This is a genomic window from Stygiolobus sp. RP850M (assembly GCF_037389295.1).
Lineage (GTDB): Archaea > Thermoproteota > Thermoprotei_A > Sulfolobales > Sulfolobaceae > Stygiolobus.
The window spans coordinates 1-19,737 of the sequence record NZ_JBBHKU010000054.1 but is presented as its reverse complement, the minus strand read 5'-3'; the positions used below and the strand labels follow the sequence as shown (position 1 = coordinate 19,737).

General features: G+C 35.9%; 19 protein-coding genes and 1 pseudogene. 12 read left to right on the top strand and 8 right to left on the bottom strand.

Going from position 1 to position 19,737, the window contains the following annotated elements; all coding sequences use genetic code 11:
- Positions 1–19: 19 nt before the first annotated feature.
- Positions 20–3,034 carry an FAD-binding and (Fe-S)-binding domain-containing protein gene (locus WIW52_RS06460; RefSeq protein ID WP_337709353.1) on the bottom strand — a complete coding sequence of 1,005 codons (3,015 nt, stop codon included), beginning with the start codon at positions 3,032–3,034 and terminating at the stop codon, positions 20–22.
- Between the two features lie 181 nt (positions 3,035–3,215).
- Here WIW52_RS06460 and WIW52_RS06455 point away from each other — a divergent pair, with 181 nt between their 5' ends.
- Complete coding sequence (locus WIW52_RS06455) at positions 3,216–3,815, top strand: hypothetical protein (RefSeq protein WP_337709351.1); 600 nt, start codon at positions 3,216–3,218, stop codon at positions 3,813–3,815.
- Between the two features lie 7 nt (positions 3,816–3,822).
- A complete protein-coding gene (locus WIW52_RS06450; protein WP_337709349.1) occupies positions 3,823–4,347 on the top strand; it encodes an NUDIX hydrolase in 525 nt (174 codons plus the stop codon).
- On the opposite strand, the gene WIW52_RS06445 is transcribed toward WIW52_RS06450, so the two are convergent.
- On the bottom strand, positions 4,304–4,984 hold the full coding sequence (locus tag WIW52_RS06445; protein WP_337709347.1) for a chlorite dismutase family protein: 681 nt from the start codon (positions 4,982–4,984) through the stop codon (positions 4,304–4,306). The genes WIW52_RS06450 and WIW52_RS06445 overlap by 44 nt on opposite strands.
- A gap of 122 nt (positions 4,985–5,106) precedes the next feature.
- On the opposite strand from WIW52_RS06445, the gene WIW52_RS06440 reads away from it, so the two are divergent.
- The 8 genes from WIW52_RS06440 (at position 5,107) to WIW52_RS06405 (ending at position 10,784) form a co-directional block, all read left to right on the top strand.
- Positions 5,107–5,613: an NTPase gene (locus WIW52_RS06440; protein WP_337709345.1), complete on the top strand. Its 507-nt coding sequence runs from the start codon at positions 5,107–5,109 to the stop codon at positions 5,611–5,613.
- 99 nt (positions 5,614–5,712) lie between these two features.
- Positions 5,713–7,263: a hypothetical protein gene (locus tag WIW52_RS06435; protein ID WP_337709343.1), complete on the top strand. Its 1,551-nt coding sequence runs from the start codon at positions 5,713–5,715 to the stop codon at positions 7,261–7,263.
- 3 nt (positions 7,264–7,266) lie between these two features.
- Positions 7,267–8,109, top strand: coding sequence for an NAD+ synthase (locus tag WIW52_RS06430; RefSeq protein ID WP_337709399.1), 843 nt, complete (start codon positions 7,267–7,269; stop codon positions 8,107–8,109).
- Positions 8,100–8,909, top strand: a complete 810-nt coding sequence (locus tag WIW52_RS06425) for a nitrilase-related carbon-nitrogen hydrolase (RefSeq protein ID WP_337709341.1) — start codon at positions 8,100–8,102, stop codon at positions 8,907–8,909. The genes WIW52_RS06430 and WIW52_RS06425 overlap by 10 nt, the downstream gene beginning before the upstream one ends.
- Before the next feature lie 32 nt (positions 8,910–8,941).
- Positions 8,942–9,226, top strand: coding sequence for a hypothetical protein (locus tag WIW52_RS06420; protein ID WP_337709340.1), 285 nt, complete (start codon positions 8,942–8,944; stop codon positions 9,224–9,226).
- Positions 9,227–9,306: 80 nt separating this feature from the next.
- Positions 9,307–9,555, top strand: coding sequence for an ArsR/SmtB family transcription factor (locus tag WIW52_RS06415; protein ID WP_337709339.1), 249 nt, complete (start codon positions 9,307–9,309; stop codon positions 9,553–9,555).
- 320 nt (positions 9,556–9,875) lie between these two features.
- Positions 9,876–10,337, top strand: coding sequence for a hypothetical protein (locus tag WIW52_RS06410; protein ID WP_337709338.1), 462 nt, complete (start codon positions 9,876–9,878; stop codon positions 10,335–10,337).
- Between the two features lie 3 nt (positions 10,338–10,340).
- Positions 10,341–10,784 carry a hypothetical protein gene (locus WIW52_RS06405; RefSeq protein ID WP_337709336.1) on the top strand — a complete coding sequence of 148 codons (444 nt, stop codon included), beginning with the start codon at positions 10,341–10,343 and terminating at the stop codon, positions 10,782–10,784.
- 55 nt (positions 10,785–10,839) lie between these two features.
- On the opposite strand, the gene WIW52_RS06400 is transcribed toward WIW52_RS06405, so the two are convergent.
- From WIW52_RS06400 to WIW52_RS06380, 5 genes are all read right to left on the bottom strand, one after another.
- On the bottom strand, positions 10,840–11,118 hold the full coding sequence (locus tag WIW52_RS06400) for a 4a-hydroxytetrahydrobiopterin dehydratase (RefSeq protein ID WP_337709334.1): 279 nt from the start codon (positions 11,116–11,118) through the stop codon (positions 10,840–10,842).
- A 75-nt stretch (positions 11,119–11,193) separates the two neighbouring features.
- Positions 11,194–12,045 carry a mechanosensitive ion channel family protein gene (locus WIW52_RS06395; RefSeq protein WP_337709332.1) on the bottom strand — a complete coding sequence of 284 codons (852 nt, stop codon included), beginning with the start codon at positions 12,043–12,045 and terminating at the stop codon, positions 11,194–11,196.
- A gap of 53 nt (positions 12,046–12,098) precedes the next feature.
- On the bottom strand, positions 12,099–12,428 hold the full coding sequence (locus WIW52_RS06390; protein WP_337709330.1) for a hypothetical protein: 330 nt from the start codon (positions 12,426–12,428) through the stop codon (positions 12,099–12,101).
- Positions 12,429–12,454: 26 nt separating this feature from the next.
- Positions 12,455–13,615, bottom strand: coding sequence for a Cdc6/Cdc18 family protein (locus tag WIW52_RS06385; protein WP_337700913.1), 1,161 nt, complete (start codon positions 13,613–13,615; stop codon positions 12,455–12,457).
- 439 nt (positions 13,616–14,054) lie between these two features.
- On the bottom strand, positions 14,055–15,281 hold the full coding sequence (locus WIW52_RS06380; RefSeq protein WP_337709398.1) for an NADP-dependent isocitrate dehydrogenase: 1,227 nt from the start codon (positions 15,279–15,281) through the stop codon (positions 14,055–14,057).
- A gap of 81 nt (positions 15,282–15,362) precedes the next feature.
- Here WIW52_RS06380 and WIW52_RS06375 point away from each other — a divergent pair, with 81 nt between their 5' ends.
- Both WIW52_RS06375 and WIW52_RS06370 read left to right on the top strand, forming a co-directional pair.
- Positions 15,363–18,599 (top strand): protease pro-enzyme activation domain-containing protein, encoded by a 3,237-nt coding sequence (locus WIW52_RS06375; RefSeq protein WP_337709328.1) that lies wholly within the window; start codon positions 15,363–15,365, stop codon positions 18,597–18,599.
- 117 nt (positions 18,600–18,716) lie between these two features.
- Entirely contained in the window at positions 18,717–19,064 is a 348-nt protein-coding gene (locus WIW52_RS06370; protein WP_337709327.1) for a hypothetical protein, read from the top strand.
- Between the two features lie 9 nt (positions 19,065–19,073).
- Here WIW52_RS06370 and WIW52_RS06365 read toward each other — a convergent pair.
- Positions 19,074–19,737 (bottom strand): annotated as a pseudogene (locus WIW52_RS06365) (hypothetical protein); the annotation flags it as partial.

The following is a 19,737-nucleotide window of genomic DNA, read 5'->3' as shown; positions in this document are numbered from 1 at the left end:
TTAAAAGAATGAGAATACCTTAACTGGCCGCATCTGCAGTAAGTGCTGTTGCCCTTTCCTTGATAACTTTTTCGTTCTCTCTCACTAATAATATCAGAGTTTGCCTCAATACTCCTTCGTCGAACTGCTCTGATGTAAGTCCCTTAACTTGATTTATTACTATGCCTATGATTGGATCTAATTGCATTGTGGAAATTATATTACTAAGCTCTCTAATAAGTGCTGATAAATAGTTCACTATATCATCATATGTAGTACCTTGAGCTTTTTTATTTTCTAATAACTTCTTAATATGAACTTTTATTCCGTCTCCAGCATCACTTAATGCTTCAACTATCACATTCTCTATAATCTTCTTATATTCGTCTATGCCGCTGCTGGTAAAAGTGACTGTGTCTGCAATAATACTAGATTTACTGGAGAGACTCTTTAATAACGATGTAGTGATAGCGTTTCTTAATTCTTGTTTTTCTGGGTCGGATAATTCTAACTTAGCTTTTGTACCTGATGTTACTACTGTAGTTAGCCCTACTTTTTCGGCTATAAATTCAACTAAAGTTTTTGCTGGTATTCCGTTTTCTTTGAATTTAAGTGAAGCTAGCGGACATAACGTTACTAACATAGGATACTTTGCACCTAAAGCCCTAGCCATTTTATCAGCTCTTTTACCTAAGTTTTTCTCCAGTATTGCACCTGAGCACCCTTCTACTTTCCTAACTCTAAACCTTAGATCTGTCAATCTCTTAATTACTTCTCCCACATACGGGGTCGCGAAACAAGCAGCGTGAAGATAAATTTCTTCTCCGTTCCCATCTATCCGAAGAGACTTTAGTAGCCTTAACTCAATGGGAGATACCTCAAATCCCATTCTCATATTGTTCATGTTAGAATAATCCTTGTAAGCTTCAGAGAATACTCTATAATCCTCTGGTGTTATAGTTATAACCTCTAAAGCAGATGCTAACACTGACTTGTTCTTTTCCATTTTCTCGTTTAACTTTTCACCACCGCTTATGTAATCCATAAATCCGCTGTCGTAAGTAGTCCCTATTACCTTAGCTTTAGCTCCTACTAACTTTAGAAGCCTCAACACAGTTATTGCAACGTTTGGATTATCCACTAAATTCTTTCCAATCCAAAGTATTATATCACTTGAGTTATCGTTTACGGATCTCAATTCGGGGTCTTGAAGTAACGGAACGTCTACTGGTGGCTCTTCTGGCATCTTCTTAGCAACTATACTGTTAAGCCTCACCAAGAGCGAAGATATGGGTATTTTAGCAGGACAAACACCATCACATAAACCACATTTATGGCATCCTGAAAGCTCGACTATAGCATCATCTGGTATGTCAACTCCTCCTTTAAGGTAATAGTACGTTACTGCGCCTTTTACGAAGCCAAACATACCCTTGGGTGCATAAGGCGTTTGTGGAATAAGTTTGAACTGCGGGCATACTGTTACACACATTGCACAGTCTATACATTGCATAGCATAATCAGCAAATATGTCCAGATACCTCTTGACAACTGTAAATCCTTGTACCTCTCCTCCAGGTACTATTGCTTTGGCTAATCCTATTCCAAACCTGAACATCAACGCTTCTTGTTGTTTTCCTACAATTTCAAGAACTACTTTACCTCTCTTTTTAGGATCTAATACTTTGCCTGGATTAAACAGTTCTTCAGGATCCATTTCCTCCTTATACTTCTTTATAACTTCGTATCTATCAACACCAAGTTGCTGGAAAGTCTTGCCCATAGCACTTAGCCTATTCTTAGCATACTTATGAGCGAAAATTCCTACAGATAGCAATGAACCGCCAACCTTTATGAATGAATCCATCATTAGAGTGTTCTTAGCTAAATCGTAAATGATCTTTTTGTCCTCGTTCTTCAAGGATACTTCAGTGAAAGCATTTACTAACAAAACTTCTCTTTTTTCTAAGTCTATATCTAAATCAAACCCAGAATTAGGTTCTAACTTTCCTAACTCCCCCAAAAATCCTTTTAATTCATTAACTAATTCCACTAACTTAGTGTAATGTATAAGACCATGTTGGTGAATTAGTAGACCTTTTGACCTCAAAGCGGCAACAACACCGTGATTAAATGACCACCAACCAGTCCACTCACCTTCATAAATTTCAGCGTTAAATGTCTGCGCTATTCTGAAAATTTTTGGCTCAACTAGAGTAGATCTTGTAGACGGATACATTATGATCATATTCCATTTTCCTCTACTGAGCTTAGCGTTAAACCTGTCAGCTATATTGGTAGATATAGAGGGACCTCTAACTTGAACGTGCCATGCCGGTATTACCTCCCTGTAGAATTCTCCTATCGCTTTTACAGTGTCGTCAAAGGAATTAAAGGCTAATACTATAGCTTCAGTAGGTGCATACTTCCTAAGCTTGACACCTGCTCTTACTATGATACCAGTAATGCCTTCAGCACCAGACGCTAAGGCTAAATTTGGGCCTTCAAGCCTGACTACTTCCCCTCTAGGGTTTACCATATCAACAAAGGAGATGTTATCTGAAATGAATCCGTATTCATAAGATCCTATTCCTAAGGCATCTCCAGCTATTCCACCTCCAACAGTGGAATCATAAGATGAAGGGAAAGTCCTTAACTGCAAACCCTTAGATAGGGCTGCTAAATCGACTAACTTCCAAGTAGCACCAGGTTCACTTATTGCCTGCGAATTAACTTCATCTACATCTACTTTATCCATTTTAGCAAAGTCTACTACAATACCTCCATCTACAGGTAAAGCGTTACCGTATCTATTTGTAGCCCTACCGTAAGGAATAATGGGGACTTTATACTTTAATGCAATTTTCACTAGGTCTACAACGTCCTCTACTGATGTTGGGTATATAACGTAATCTGGAATTAAGTTAAGTTTTATATCCCCTGACCACACTAGCTGAGGAACAAAACCCATATCGGCCGAGTGTGAGAATCTCTCTGTAATGCTATCAGAAAAGTTGCTTCCAAACCGGGACTCTAATTCCTCTCTTAATCCCACTACTGCCACCTCATTATTATAAATAACCTTTATTTATACCTATTTATAATCTTTTCTAACAATAAATAATATTTTTATCATTGCAAAACTCTTGTTCATAATAAATTCTATTAAATTCAATTAATAGTAGCGTAAAAAATTGGGAAAAAATTAAAAACTAAATGTTCATTACTTGTGCTTAATGAATGACATTGTAGTGAGTTTAGTTATAGTTTTTGGAATAAGTTTTGTGTCGAATATCTTACCCTTTGCTGGTGCACCTTATACAGTTATAACTTCATATTTCATAATACATTATCACACCTCACTTTTAATAATAATACTGTATATTATTGTGTCGGGACTCGGAGCGGGTTTAGCCAAAGTATTAACTTACACACTAGGAATAGGTCTAGAAAAACCTTTAAATAAAAATAAGAACTTACCTCTGCTCAAGCGATTTATAAGTTCTAAATACTTTATCCTTTCCCTTTTCATCATGGCCATGCTACCAGGACTCCCTCTAGACGATTATCTATATATCGGCGGAGGAGTAGTGAGAACTTCATTAGTTAGAATGTTAAAAGTAACAATACCAGCCAAAATCCTGAAAAGTGGAGTAGAAATACCTCTTGAAATACTAGGGATAATCCAAGTAAGTGCAATAAGTGGACTGAGCCCATTAGAGCTTACTGTAATTTCATCCATAACTTTTATCGTACTAGGAGTAATCTTAGCTGAAATAGATTGGGAAAAAATGTACTCGACGATTAAACAAAAATACCCTAAATTCAGCTTATAAACTCAAAATGAGAATTTACTCTTCAAAAAAATTTGATGTAGAGATAGATAATTTTAATTTACCTAACGGTAAGTCAGTTGAGAAGGCTTACGTTAAGCATAGAGGTTCCGTAGTTATAGCCCCATTTCTGGACAGTGAGACGATAATACTTATCAAGCAATTCAGACCTATTATTGGAAAGTGGCTAATCGAACTCCCAGCAGGAACGATTGAAAGGGGGGAAGACATTGAAACGACAGCTAAAAGAGAAATAGAGGAAGAGATAGGTTACAAAGCTGGGAAACTCCATAAGTTAATTTCGTTTTACGTATCACCCGGAGTTACAACAGAAATAATGCATCTTTTCATTGCTACAAAATTGGAAAAAACTCAACAAAAACTTGAGGATTATGAAGTGATCGAACCCTTCGAAGTTAAACTGTCCGAAGCCGTAAAAATGGTTGAAGAAGGAAAAATTGAAGACGGTAAAACTATGTTATCTCTCCTCTTCATTTCAAGAAAATATCAGGAGATCCTAACTCTCCTACAATAATGGGCTCCTCAAAAGCAACCCACTTCCTAGCTCTGACTTCTCTCAGCTTTTCAACTATGTTGATCCATTTATCTAACTCAGGGATCTCATATATTACTACGAATTCATAATCGCCTATGCCGAAAGAATACGTAGTATATGACCTTATCCCTTTATTATCAGGATGAGTTCTTGCAACCCTTATATGTTCATCCATGACCTCCTTCCTTTCTTCGAAAGGAAGCAGGTACCAGTCTACCGTCTTCTTCATAGGATAGGCTACGAAATACCTTAAAGGTTCCTGCCTCAAATACTTTAAGATTTCGACTGATGTATTACCCGTATACGGAGAAGGCTTGAAATACGAAAAGAAAGTTAACGTGGGGATTAAAAGACCTGAGGAGGAAGAAGCAAGAGAATACCTGAACTCGTTTAGGAGAGAAGTTTCGACATCTGCAACCCAGTATATCAAGTCTCCATTATCTCTCAGAGAGTTATACCTCTTTAAGGAGCCCAACTTATCTCGGTAAGATTTCTCTGTTTCTTCTATTGTTGAAAGTATCTGCAACTTCTGAGATTTACTTAACTCCCACCATTTGCTAGAAAACTTAAGTGAAATAACATACATATATACTCCTTGCTGACTATTTGGTGACATAATACTACGTTCACTTCCTCATATTAACACTTTTCGTCTTTTTAGTAAATCTCATACTCTATTCATCTTTAACCAATACACTTTTCAATCCTTTTTTAACCTCGAATAAAACGATAATTAGCATGAAAAACAAGATATTCATTACTGGAAGACCTGGAGTAGGTAAAACTACTATTTTAATGAAAATCGTGAAAGAACTCCGCTCTAAAAACATTAACGTTACCGGTTTCTATTGTCCTGAAATTAGGAAAGGGACTAATAGAGTAGGGTTTAAAATAGTAAGCATATCTTCAGGAAAAGAAGCTATGCTTGCATCTACAGAACAGAACGGAAGTGTGAAAATAGGTAAATACAGCGTTGTTCTAAATGAAGAATTCGTAAAATCACTAGAGCTAGAGATATTTAATAACCCGCAATTAATAGCGATTGATGAAATAGGACCTATGGAGCTCTCTGTGCCTAGCTTAAAGGCTCTTATAACGAGAATACTCGACTCTGAAATCCCTCTTTTTGCTGTGGTTCACAGATCGATAAAGCTAGGAGAGGAAATATATGAGATAACGGAGAAAAACAGAGAAAATCTTTTCCACTATTTAAGTAAGAAAGTATTAGAACTGATAAATCATTGATTAATTGAACATAATGAAAAACGATTAAAGCCTTAAGGTTATTGAATTGATGTGGATAATACTCTCCGTCATAGAATAACATACTTAATACTGACCTCCGTGGTCTTATACGTACTCATAGTGATAAATTTCAGAGCTAGCGTACTCTCTGACCCTATTTCAGCCTCAATAATTTCTCTTTCCTTCTTCTTCTTAATAGCTATACTAATTCTAGTAATGAATCCACAACTACTTAATCCTAACAGAAAGATAACGAGTGTAGACGATTACGTAGCATTTATATCTAGTATTACCTTTCTACTGATAAGTATAACCTTAGTTAACTCGTTTGGAACGGACGATATGGAGTATGTATATGAAGCATTAAACTCACTATTTCAAGGTAGAGATCCTTACGCAGTAACTTACTACCCTCAAGGGGTGTGTCCTACTTATACCTTAGCGGGGGGTATAGCTAACACTTACATTTATCCACCTCTCTCTTTTATAATCTACATACCCCTTTATGTATTCCTAAGAGTCTTTGATCTGCCTCCATATTTTCTTAACCTAGAAAACATAGTTTTTGATGTAATATTGGCAATCTTAATTTATATTGAAGGAAGAAAAAAAGAGGATCCTTTCGCTCTATTACCTATAATATTCATCTATATTATGACGGCAGTATCCATACCTCCATTTTACGGTGTTTTTGTCGTAATTCCAACTACCTTTCTAGCCATAGCCTACGTAAGAAAAGATAAACTAGGAGGTACGTCTTTAGGTCTCGCAACTATGCTCACGCAACTTTCATGGCTTGCTCTACCTTTTCTCCTAATATATAAGCTGAAGACTTATGAGAGTAAAAAGAGATTCTTAAGGGAATATCTGTTACCTTTCTCTCTCTCGGTCTCCATACTAACTATACCATTCCTCATTTGGAATTCCACATCATTTATTACAAACGTTATTACCACAGATTCTGCTACAATTCCGGTGGGGCAAATAGGCCTTAGCGTAATATCTTATTCAGGATTCTATCCCTTAGAACCTTGGTTCTTCACCATAAGCCTCGGGACTGTAAGCCTATTTCTCATTTACCTTTACAGCAGGTACTTTGAAGTAATAAGAGAAAGCATATGGGTCTTTCCGATAATAATAAGCTGGTTCTTATGGAGAACATTAACAGAATACTTCATTATGTGGATCCCCTTACTTTTTCTATCCTTGTACAATATCGACTATAATAAGATTCCCACAGTAAAAGTCAATTTCAAGAGACAAATCCTAGTTCCTTTATTCTTACTAGTAACCTTACTAAGTTCTCTAGCTGTTTATGCTCATATAAATTACGTACAATCAAACCCATTAACAATAGAAGGCGTTTATCCTTTAGGAAAACTTCCTTATGACGCATTACTAATTAAAGTATACAATGATAAACCTTATCCCGTGAATATAACTTTAGTTAGAGTCTCAATACCTAATAACTTAAATATGGTCTGGGATTTCTCATCGGGAATAATACCACCCAACTCCACGGGTTTAGTCTTCGCATACGCACCGCAATTTAACGAGAGTATAAACAGTACTGTTTTTACGGTTCAAGTTTACTACAATTATTATTTTGCAACGTATACTCTAAATACTTCAGCTTCTAATATATTTTAAATGATGCCAGATTACGTAAGGAAAAAGTTACTTTTAATTGATTTTGACAAGATAACCGAGTACCTAGTTGAACGAATAAGAGAATATATTAAGGAAAGCGGAAAAGAAGGAGGAATAGTAGGATTAAGCGGAGGGATAGACTCTTCAGTAACGGCTGTACTTCTTTCTAAAGCTACTAAAAACGCATACTTCTTACTTATGCCTTCTAGCTCTACCCCACATCAAGACTTACAACACGCTTACTCTATCTTAAAACTTGTAAACGCTACTGAGAAAAACTATTCTGTAATTAATATTGACGAAATAACTTCATTATTCAGTAAAGCTGTTGGGACTGATGATAAGTTGGTAACGGGAAATATAAAGGCTAGAGTTAGAATGATTCTTCTATACGCTTTTGCTCAAAAACACAATTACTTAGTCGTTGGCACCGGAGATAAAAGTGAACTTATGTTAGGATACTTTACTAAATACGGTGACGGAGGAGTTGATATATTGCCAATAGGTGATTTGTATAAAACCCAAGTAAGGGCTCTAGGACTACACTTAGGAATTCCTGAAGAAATAGTGAAGAAACCTCCGTCTCCTGCTCTCTGGGAAGGACAAACTGCAGAAGGAGAAATAGGATTAGATTACGAAACAATAGACTCGATCCTATACCTTAAATTTGAGGAAATGCTTGATGAAGAAACTATAAGTAAGATTACTAATACCGATATCTCAGCGATTAATAAAATAATCAAAATGGTTAAGATTTCTCAACACAAAAGACTTCCTCCTGAGATATTCAGATTGAGCGGAAGGGCTATAAATTCAGATTGGAGATATCCTAGACAATGGGGTTAAGAGTAGAGTTAGCACAAATCAGACCTAAATTAGGTGACGTTACACATAACTTTCAAAAACACATAGAAATAATTAAAACCTCGTCAGCAGACTGTGTAGTATTTCCAGAGCTATCGCTTACGGGTTACGTGCTTAGAGACCTTGTATTTGAGGTATATAAGGAAAGCGAAAAAGCAGTAAATAAGCTCTCAGAACATTCTAAATGTGTAATCGCAGGGTTGGTCAAAGAGGTAAGACCTGGTATTTTGAGAAATAGTGCTGCCGTAATAATCGAGGGAAAAATAGATTATATTTACAAGTTCTATTTACCCACCTACGGGCTTTTTGAAGAAAGAAGGTATTTTCAACCAGGCGATCCTAGGACTGATTTAAGGATATATGAATACAAAGGATATAAGTTCGGTGTCACAATATGTGAAGATGCGTGGCACTACGAACCAATAGAGGCACTAGCGCTAATGGGAGCAGACGTAATTATGATTCCAGCTGCCTCACCTATGAGAAGGCTTTCTTCTACCATAGCAATCAGGGAGCAATGGGAGGCCTTGCTTAAAGCCCATTCTATCATAAATGGTGTATGGAGCGTCTTTGTAAATACTGTCGGTAGCCAAGAAGAAGAGTTCTTCTGGGGAGGTTCAATGGTAGTATCGCCTTTAGGAGAAATTATTATTACAGCAAAATTATTTGAAGAGGATAGAATAATCACAGAGATTAATTTAAATGAAGTTAGGAAAAATAGATTTTTCAGCAGTTTCAGAGATCATTTACAAGGTTTCCACGAAGTTTTACATAAGCTATAAATTTATACTCAACCGATAATTATCAAATAATTATGCTAACACAGAGAATTAACATATTGAGAATCCTGCTTTTGATGATATTACTCATCCTACTTGTACTATCGATCTACAATCCTCTATTCTTAGTACCTGCTATTGGTTTTTCACTGTTCCACGGTCTAAATAATAAGACTTTTCTTCCTATACCTTTTTCAATATTTCTTCTACTCTTACTAGGACTTAGAGAACCGTACTACTCATTTGCTGTCTTTGCACTGGTATTGTTTCTTCTAGTTGTAATGTTCATGAATAGAGACAGGTATTTTCCCATTAGATAATGAATTTATTCACTGAAAATGAAATTATTCCTATAAAAAACTGCTTAGATTTAAGCATAATGGAAAGCTAGATAGGTCCTATGAGCATAACAAAAGTAGATGAGCTATTAGCCCTACCAGGTTGGGAGACTAGAAAGAGGATAATAGAAGTATTGAGAGATGGACCTAAAACCGCATACGAAATATCTAAAGAGCTTAAAATAAATTATTCAACTGCTAGATATCATTTAGAATTATTGCAGAAATTCGGACTTGTAAATATCAGAAAAGGAAGAAAATACTACTATGAATTAACTAAAAACGCTAATCTACTCTTAGCAGGCGTATGAACTAAAAGTGTTTTAGTCTAAAGCCTCAAATATTTTTATATTCTACAAATCGAGATTTAGTATATATGTTGTGTTCAACGGAGTGTGTGAAAGATATCAGAGGTTTTAATTATCTCGTTTCTACTTGTGATAAAACATTTTTGACTTCAAAATTAGAAGAATTTAGAAAACTATCAAATGAAGGGAATAAGACCTACATTATCAGACTAGCTGAAAGTAACTACTTCCGATTTGAAGTACTTATGATACCAAATGGCCCTACTCTTTTGTCTATCTCAACTAGTCGGGGAACAAATAACATTACCTTGAGAGATTTTTCTATGCTAGAAGAACTAGGAAAATTGAGCTGTTGTGCTTACAATAATCAAGAACTTAAAGGGCTTTTTGAAAAATTTTTAGGAACTCAAACTACTAACGAATCAGAAGTTGTAGACCTTATGGACAAAAAAGAAGAAGTAGAATTTAATGAAGATTGTCAAGGTATTCAGCAAAACGAACTTAAATTGCCAGAACCAAGTGAGGGGAGATGGACATCAACCGAGCTACTGACCAGTGAAAGGTTAGTACTTAAGGCATTAGCTGGTCAAGCTAAGTTCTTGGCAATCTCTACAGAGAGACCACAGAACTCAATAAAGTTTACCTCATTTGAGAGACTGAGAAGCTTGTGTTGTTTCATAAACTTAGTTTTTGCTAAAGTTAATAACTGTCAAGAATTGAAAGAAGCTATAGAGTCACTATTACAGCATGAAAGTGGCAGAAAAAGAAGATCGGCTAAAAAGTAAAATATGAGCTCCGATAATGTAATTCCTATATATGCATCAGGTTTTTTCAACTTTAGCAGAGACGGTAAAGTAACTCAGTTTACGACTTTTTATTATATAGATAAGTTTGGTTATTACGTCTCCCTGAACGAAAATGAAGTTAAGAGAGAAATTATCACCATAAAGAGAAATCTACAACAACTAATTGATGAAGAGAAAATAACAATAAATGGGGAAAGAGTTAAAGCTTACGTGAAATGGGTGAAAATTAAGTTATTAGATAAACACCACCCTATCATTGAGTTCCTAGTATATTTCTCGGGCACGTCAAGAAAAGGTTTAAATGAGTATTATAACATATATAGTGAAGAAATAGCTGAATACCCTTACGAAGCTGCCTGGCACCTACCTGGCAAAATAATAAAGATTAATTGGCTGGGGATATACGAATTGAAGAAAACATCTTAAGGGTAAGGGTAAAAAGGTACTAGAGTTGGTGGAAAAGAAGGAATAATCTTCAAACTTACTTGATTTCATCTATCTTTTTCGCTAAATCCACATCAAGATCCGTTATACCATCTACGTCATGGGTAGTAAGTTGGATAATAACTTTGTTATAGTATATGCATATATCTGGATGATGATTCATAGCATCAGCTATGAGTTGGATCTTATTTACAAATTGTACTGATTCTCTAAAATCCTTAAATAAGAAGACTTTTTCTAGCTTATTATCCTTTAAGTTCCAACCTTTAGAATTATCTAAAAAAATCCTTATTTCATCTTGAGTAAGTTTTTTCATGAGATATATTGTTCCAAGGAAGTATAAAAATCAGCACTTAAAGGAGTCTTCACTTATCCGTCTGGGGAGTTCTCATCATTTTATCTCTGCTACCATCTTTTTGACGAACATGTATATTAACGGCACTAATAATATTCCAAACGCTATTGCTAATCCCCAAGATAAAGTCTGTAAAATCTCCGTTACATATTCAAATGGCTGAACAATTATTGCTATTGCTATTAATATGAAAATTGTGTAAAGTAGGAATCTTCCGTAAGTAGCTATATAATTTGCATTAGGATCAGTCTTAACAATAGTATCTAAGGCCTTGTCGGTAATGGTAAAGCTAAAGAGTAATACGATAGAACCGATCAAGATGTCATAGAATAGGTATGAATTTATAGACGGTAACCATTCAAAAATAGCTAACTCAGCAGCTATGGTAATTATTACTGCGTACAGACCGAACCTTAACACACTTAAAATAACGGCTATAAACTGGTCTTGTACGGGCATTTGTCTCGCCATGTAATCTAATAGTACATTTACTAAACTCATTCCAAGTGTCAGTAATAGTATTGCTCCAGCCAAGTAAGGTAAGTACTTAGCTATTAGTGAAATATAGACCGTAGCTGCTCCGAGATTAAGTATAGATAAGGCAATAGCCAAGCTGAGTATTATAATTAATGCCTTTACTGTTCCTTCAATATATGAAGGATCCAAGTTTACGGAAAAGCGAGCGAATTCTTTCCTTATCACCCTACCTACTATGTTGCTGACTATCTCAGCAACTATATACCCAATTATAACTATGATTACGAAAAGTATTATTGATGGTATTGCATCTATTGTTTCTGTTGCTAAATTAGTTAATGCTTGAGATATATTACTTACTTGAGTAGTTGATGTTTGAGTTATACTACTTACTTGATATAGGAACAACATCGAGTAAACTATACTTTATAATTAGTATAAAAGACTTGTTGATATAACCATATTTAATTCATCTTTTCTTCTTCAATTATCTTCACTATTTTTTCAAGGACTCTTCCTAACTTTTCATTCTCTCTTTTTAATTTATCTAGCTTTATTTTAATTTCACTAGCTATCTTAAATTTCTCTAGTAAGTCATCTACCTCTTTTCCCACATACTTACTTTTCAGCTTACCGTCTTCCCAATACCGTAAATAATAATACTTCTTGCCTTTAATCACCTTTCCCTCAAGATGTCCAGTAGGCAAGGACTTCAGTTGCTCGGTAAGTGCCTCTATCTCATTTTCTAGTTCGTATTTTCTCTCTTCAATTCGTTTTACTTTCTCCCAGATCAACTTTTTCTCCCTCAAGCTAAGAGATTTTACAAACCGTCATCTAATTCCATTTGCATAGTCTCTTCAAGTGCTTTCATTATCTTCTCTTTATCTGCCACCTCTATAATCTTCCTAATTCCACCAGCTCTTCCTCTATTAACTATCTTAACTTTTATAATACCAAACATATCCAGCTCGGAGATTATGTCTGAAAATCTCCTATACGAAAGAGGTTTCTGCTTGTATTCTAAAGCTAGGTCGGAATACACTTTGTGGGCAGTAACTACATCTTCAGCCCTTATTGAAGCCATTAATGCCAACTTGTAGTGAAAAGGCAGAGCCTTAATAGCTTCGATGAGTCTCTCCTGCTCGTACTCGGTTATCGCTCTATCTACGTGGTCTTTCCTAATAATTCCCTCGCCAGAGGCTAATTGAGCAGCTCTAAATAACAAGTTAACAGCTTTTCTCGCATCACCGTGTTCCCTTGCTGATATTGCTGCTATATATGACAATATTTCGTCGTTATAAGAACCTTTGAATAGGCCGTATTCAGCATATATTGAAAGTATGTGTTTTAACTGCTCAGCGTCGTAAGGCTTAAAGAAAACAGTCGGTCCCAGGGAAGATAAAACTCTGGGTTCCATGTAATCTCTGATGTTAATGTCGTTACTGATCATTATAACAGAAATATTACTTTCAACACGTAATAATTGATAGAGGACTATGTCACCTCCTCTTCTTTTCACCAAAGTATCGACCTCGTCTAAATAGACTAACGCCTTACGGTTCAGCAGTTCTTCTTTAATCCTCTCGATATATTCGCCCAGATTAATCCCGTGCTTAGGAACATCTATACCAGTTAGTTTTTCAGTAAGCGCTGAGAGAACGGCTTGAGGAGTACCACCTACTTCTCTGCAGTTAACATAAGCCTGAATTACTCCTTCATAATCACTATCTTCCTTTTTAACCTCTTCAATTTCGTTGAACATATACATTGCGACAAATGTTTTACCTGTACCGGTGAGACCTAGAAACAATGTTGAAAATTTCACCGAATTCTTTACAAAATATCGTACCGCGATCGCCAATTCTTTCAGTATGTCCTCCCTAAAGGGGATGTCCTTAAATACTGACAGTGGGTCAATAAAGACTTTAGGGTTCTTTATCACCTCGCCTTTACCGCCTTTTAATGTCTCTCTAATCGCCACGTATTATTTCAAATGTTTCATTTGTTATTTTGGTTATCAGATATTTCAATTGGTGTTACCTAATCATAATGAATGGGAAAAATACCATCTGTTTTACCCCCCAGTTTTACAGTAAATTTCAGTCGTTTCCAGGTATTACGCTTTCCCTAATTATCAAATTTCATAATTTTTTACAATTCAAAAAAGATCTTTTTTAACCGTAATACAAGCAAGTACGGTATTTCAAAACCGAAAAAGAGAGAGAGCGAATTTCCTACGTTTCATGCCAAGATTAGTTTAAGTTATGAATGAACTTGTTTGTATAATAAAGGTAACGAGTAAATTATCTTAATGTATTACTAAAAGAGATGTTACAATTTTTAACAAAAGAAAACCTGGCAGTGTCTCTTTAGGTTAGGGTATGCAAGGAGAAGAAACAAAGGAAAAATACTGTAACTTATTACAATTGATTTATAATCTCGGTTAGAGCATTTGCAAATTCTTTAGTACCTAGCGGTTTTACCTCCATAAACCTTGCTAAATCTTGAGTCACTTGTTTCCTCTTTATTGCCTCATTTATGCTTATCTCGATCAAATCAGCAGCTTTATCCCAACCCATAAACCTCAACATTAGCTCTCCTCCCTTAATTATTCCGGTAGGGTTAGCTACGTTTTTACCTGCATATTTCGGTGCGGTACCATGTATTGCCTCGAACATTCCGCCGTCATCGCCGATATTAGCTCCTCCCAACATTCCAATGTTACCTATCAAAGCTCCAGCAGCGTCTGAAATATAATCTCCATTCACGTTAGGAGCTAGGATTATGTCGTATTCATCTGGCCTTGTTATAATCTGTTGGAACATGTTGTCTGCAATTCTGTCATTTATCACAACTTTTCCATCAGATTTTACTCCCCGGTTAATTTCTTCTTCAGTGACAATATAGTCTCTGTACTCCTTTAGTGCGACTTCATATGCCCATTCTCTAAAGGCTCCTTCTGTGTATTTCATTACATTCCCCTTATGCATTATCGTGATCTTTTTCCTCCCGTTGGTTATTGCATAGTTAATGGCAAGCCTGGTTATCCTCTGTGTCTTGAACTTACTTATTACCTTAACACCGATACCTGTGTCATCTTCGATCTCGACCTTAAACTGCTCTTTCAGGAAGTTCCTTATTTTCTTTGCCTCCTCACTATTGTATGGGTATTCGATACCTCTGTATAAGTCGTCGGTATTTTCTCTGAATATTATCATATTTACTTTCTCAGGGTTTTTCAAAGGGCTTTCTAATCCCGGTATGTACTTAACTGGGCGTATATTTGCATACAGATCTAGCATTAAACGAATTGCAACGTTTACAGATTTCCAACCTTTACCTATTGGAGTCTCTAAGGGTCCTTTTAACACTACTCTATATTTTAGTAACATATCTTGGGTTTCTTGAGGAAACCTATTACCAGTTAATTTCTCTGCTTTTTCACCAGCGTACACTTCCATCCATTTTATCTCCTTTTTGCTTCCGTAGGCTTTTTCAACAGCAGCGTTAATTACCTTAATAGCGGCTTGCGTTATTTCTGGTCCTATTCCATCTCCTTCTATGTATAGTATAATAGGTTTATCAGGCACTATCCATTTACCTTTATTAAATGTGATCTTTTCTCCGTCTTCAGGCTCTTTATACAACATTTCATTCAGTAGATTTACAGCGAAGTTATTAGGCTTTACGAAAAAGATTTTAAGGATTTAGTAAAATTGCATAATACCATGTGGTCGTCATTAGCAATCCTCTTACTTGTATTAAGTGGTATTAGTATCACTACCCTTCCTTTCTTTACCCCCTCCGTTAACTCTACATTACCTCAAGGAAATGTTTACGTCAGTATAGTTATTCCTCCTAAAAACCTTGAGATGTTACAACTCTATATTCAACAGCATATGATTTTAAACAAGAGCCAAGTAGAGAAATTGTTTATCCCTTCTCAGCAGATCAATCAACTAGTCCAAGAACTTGAATCTAAGGGCATTAAACCTACTGTGAATTGGAACGTTATCTCTTTCTCAGCTCCTGCTAAAGAGGTTGAAGAGATGTTTAAAGGTCAATTCATTACCTACACTTTCGAAGGTAAGAAAGTGTATACTTTTATCTCCGCGGATAAGTCGATACCAGGTATCATTATTGCTACTAACTTAACTGAGGCTCTTTTCAGTAAGCCTAATACCTTGTATAATATAACTCAAGCTGTAGCATATTCTACGGTAACTCCTCAGCAGATACAGCAAGCTTACAATATTACTTATTTGTTAAAACATGGTATCAACGGTAGTGGGACTAATATTGGTATCTTAGACTTTGAAGGGGATCCTTATATTTATCAACAATTAACAGCGTTTGATCAAGAGTATAATATATCACCTCCTCCCTTATTCAAAGTAGTTCCCATAGGTCCTTACAATCCAAATGATGGTATACAAAGCGGTTGGGCGCTAGAGATCTCTCTAGACGTAGAGTATGCACATGTGGCGGCACCGGGTGCAGGTATAATCCTTTATGTAGCAAACCCGTCTATATCCTTACCTCAGGCAATAGCTTTTATAGACCAACAAGACGAAGTAAATGTAGTCTCACAGAGCTTCGGTATTCCAGAAATTTACTTCTTATTGGGTCTTCTTCCTTTATCGTATTTGCAATCGATGGTATATGAATATTGGCTGGGAGAAGTCGAAGGTATAACTTTTCTAGGCGCTAGTGGTGATGCAGGTGGAAACGGTTACAATTTTTACTTAAGTCCATTAGGATCCCAAATAGTTCCGGCTGCAATTCCTTACGTTTTAGCTGTAGGAGGTAGCAGTCTTTATGTATCTGGTAACGAAAGTATGCAAACTGCGTGGAGCGGAGAAAGTGTTCTCGGAAGTACAACTGGAGGATTTAGCAATATATTCCCTGCTCCTCCCTACCAAATGTTAAAGGGTTTCAGAGAGGTACCAGATGTAGTGGCTCTAGCTAATCCTTATACTGGAGTAAACGTGACTTATTATCACGGAGAAAGTATATTAGTAGGAGGTACTTCATTAGCTACACCTACAGTTGCAGGAATAATAGCTCTTGCTTCAGAAGTTCACGGTAAACTCGGTTTTATAAATCCATTGATATATGCACTAAACGAAACCCCGGCTCTTCATCATGTGACTTTTGGGTATAACTCTCCTTACGTTGCAAATTCATCTTATAACCCGGTCACTGGGTTAGGATATATTAACGCGGGATATTTTGTAAAGCTATTAAAAGTACCAGACTCATCACTTTCTCTGGCAGTTCAGAACACCACATATTTACCTGGACAAACAGTGAAAGTGATAGGAAAATTAAGCGGAGTTTCTCCACTACCTTCTACTCTTACGGCTGAGATTTTTAACGGAACTACTGTAATAGATACTGTTCATTTAGTATATAATGGAACTTATTACGTAGGTTCGTTCTCAGCCCCTCAGTCTGGAGTTTACGAAGTAATAGCGAGTTATAACGATTTAACCGGATTTACATACTTCATTGACGGATATCAAGCAGTTTTCATATTCCCACCGTTGGCAGTGTATCCTATACCTATGGCAATACCCGTGTTGGTCATGATCGATTATCCTAACGGTACGTTGGTTTCTGGTTTTAATAATACCCAATTGAATGTATATTCTGAGAATCAGATTAACGGTAAGTTAACGATGATAGGTTCAACGTCTCTGACAAATGTTCCTATTATCAATATCTCAGCTCTTGGTATAACTATCAAATACAATTCTGGAATACTAGAGGGTTATATAAATTATACTAACGTCAGTAAGTTGGGAGGAGTTCTCGTGTTAAAGGTTGTAAACACTATTGGATTGGATGAAATAGTCCTAGGCTCTTATGTAGTCCCTATCATAATACCTAATTCCTTCGAAGAACCGACAGTGATTTACCCTGGGGAGAATATAACTGTAGAAGTTGCAGTGGAAAGCTTAGGAATGCCAAACGTTACTGTATCTTTCATTAAGGACGGAAAAGTGTATTGGAATTTCACCGTGAACTCAATAACCTTCGGAAATAACGCATTTTATATAAATCAAGTTACAGTACCTATGAACCTTTCCCCAGGTTATTATGAAGTTAAGGCATATGCTGTTTATAGTAACGATACTTACACTACTTACGGTGAAGGATATACACAAGTTTACGTGTCTCCAAGTTACTTAGAGTACAAAGCATCAGTTAATTCAGTAGCCTTCGAAAACCAAACAGTTACAATTAAAGCTACTATCTTATATCCCAACGGGACACCGGTGAAGTTCGGAACGTTTACTGCAATCTTTATTCCTAGATATTTAGTCTCCCAATTCAACAATTTGGAGATATCCAATGCTGTCCAGTTAACTTATACCGACGGAAAATGGATAGGTAATTTCACAATTCCATCTGGAAATAATCCTAATAGTGGAATGTCTACAGATAGTGTCGCAGGTGAGTGGGATGTATATGTTGTTGGCTCTTCTTTTAACGGGTATTCTATACCTTTCAACTCAACGTTAAGCTATCAGAGTCTTACTATAAGTCCCCTTTATGAAGGACTAACGTTTGTAGTTTTCCCTTATACTTTTGTAAAGAACTTTAGTGGAAATATAGGCTACGGTCTGTATATACAAAATGCGGTATTTAAGGACGAAAATGTAACGTTAATAGATTCTATAGTAGAAAACCTCACCGCAATTAACTCTATAATTATGCTCATAAACACTAATGTTTACAGCGCTAAATTGATAAACTCTAAAATAGTAGGCAATCTAACAGCTCTAAATATTAGTAATACTATACCTTCAAATACAGTATCTAGTATTAATAATGTTAATAGTATTAATAGTTCCTCTTCTATAACTAATCACTCTGGGTTCTTCGCTGTTGAAGAGGTTTTGGCAATTCTTGTATCTTTCATACCTCTCATATATTTCAGCCTTAGGAAAAATAAGTAATCTTTTTTACTATTCCCCTTTTCTTCTGTCTTCTAAAGCCCTCTTAATTTGGCTGGTTAGACGTTATTAAACGAATAGGGAAACTGTTTTTAACCCTAATCTAATGATAACATTATTGTGGAGAATAACAGAAGTAAACAACAAAAGAAGAGAAAAAAGAGCAAAGAAAGCATATTAGCTTTTAAGAAAGAGCTTCGAGCTATGATGCTTGAACCTATCTACGGGGAGAATATAAAAGATATTATTACCAGATTGACGTCTAAGTTAGAGGAGATCGCAGAGTCTTACGGTTATGAAATAGAGTTCCCGGAGAGAGCGAAAAAAGACATTGAAGGGGATATCTATTATTTCGTTTATCCAATAAAGGTTAAGACTAGACATGGCTCTAAGAAAATAAACTTAGAAGTTCAGTACATGATTTACGATGAAGGAAAGTGGATGGGAGTAATAACTGAAGTGAAATGAATAATTTCTTTATAGAAACACATAGTACTCTTCTATTCTCTTTCTTACGTTCCAACCTTCATCATAAAGCTCTTCAAATCCTTTGTCTACTTGTGCTTTCAACTGCCTTAAGTTATCGGAAATGTTGTGTCCGTATTTAGAAATCAGAACGGATATAAAATCATTGAAGTTAAGGAGGTCTTCAGATATCTCATTCGGCTCTTTTTTAAAGAATCCGAAGAAGCTCTTCCTATATTTATACATTTGAATACCTATTGCTAAAACCCTATCTGCGTAGTCTTTCACCAGAAGGAAGGGCACTATAACATCTACTTTTTCGTCCATATATGGTGCTCTCTTATATGCAAGTTTAAGTTTGTTTAATTCCTCCTCACACGTCCTCTTTATAGTATTCAATTGATTAACAACACTTTGAAGTAGTTCATCTAGTTCCTTTATCTTAATATTAACTCCTTCTAATTCTTTCTGTTTTTGCTGATTAAGTAAACGTATTTCGTTTACCAATGTTCTTATCTCATTTTTATACTTGTTTTTTATAGAAGTTAAAGTTGAATTTATAGTCTTTTTCATAATAACTGCAACGGGGGCTAAAAGTGAGTTAAATCTAGTGTTAGTAATGGGGGCTGTTGGGCTGAGTGTGCTGAGGACCTTAATTCGCTTTGAACCCAACAGC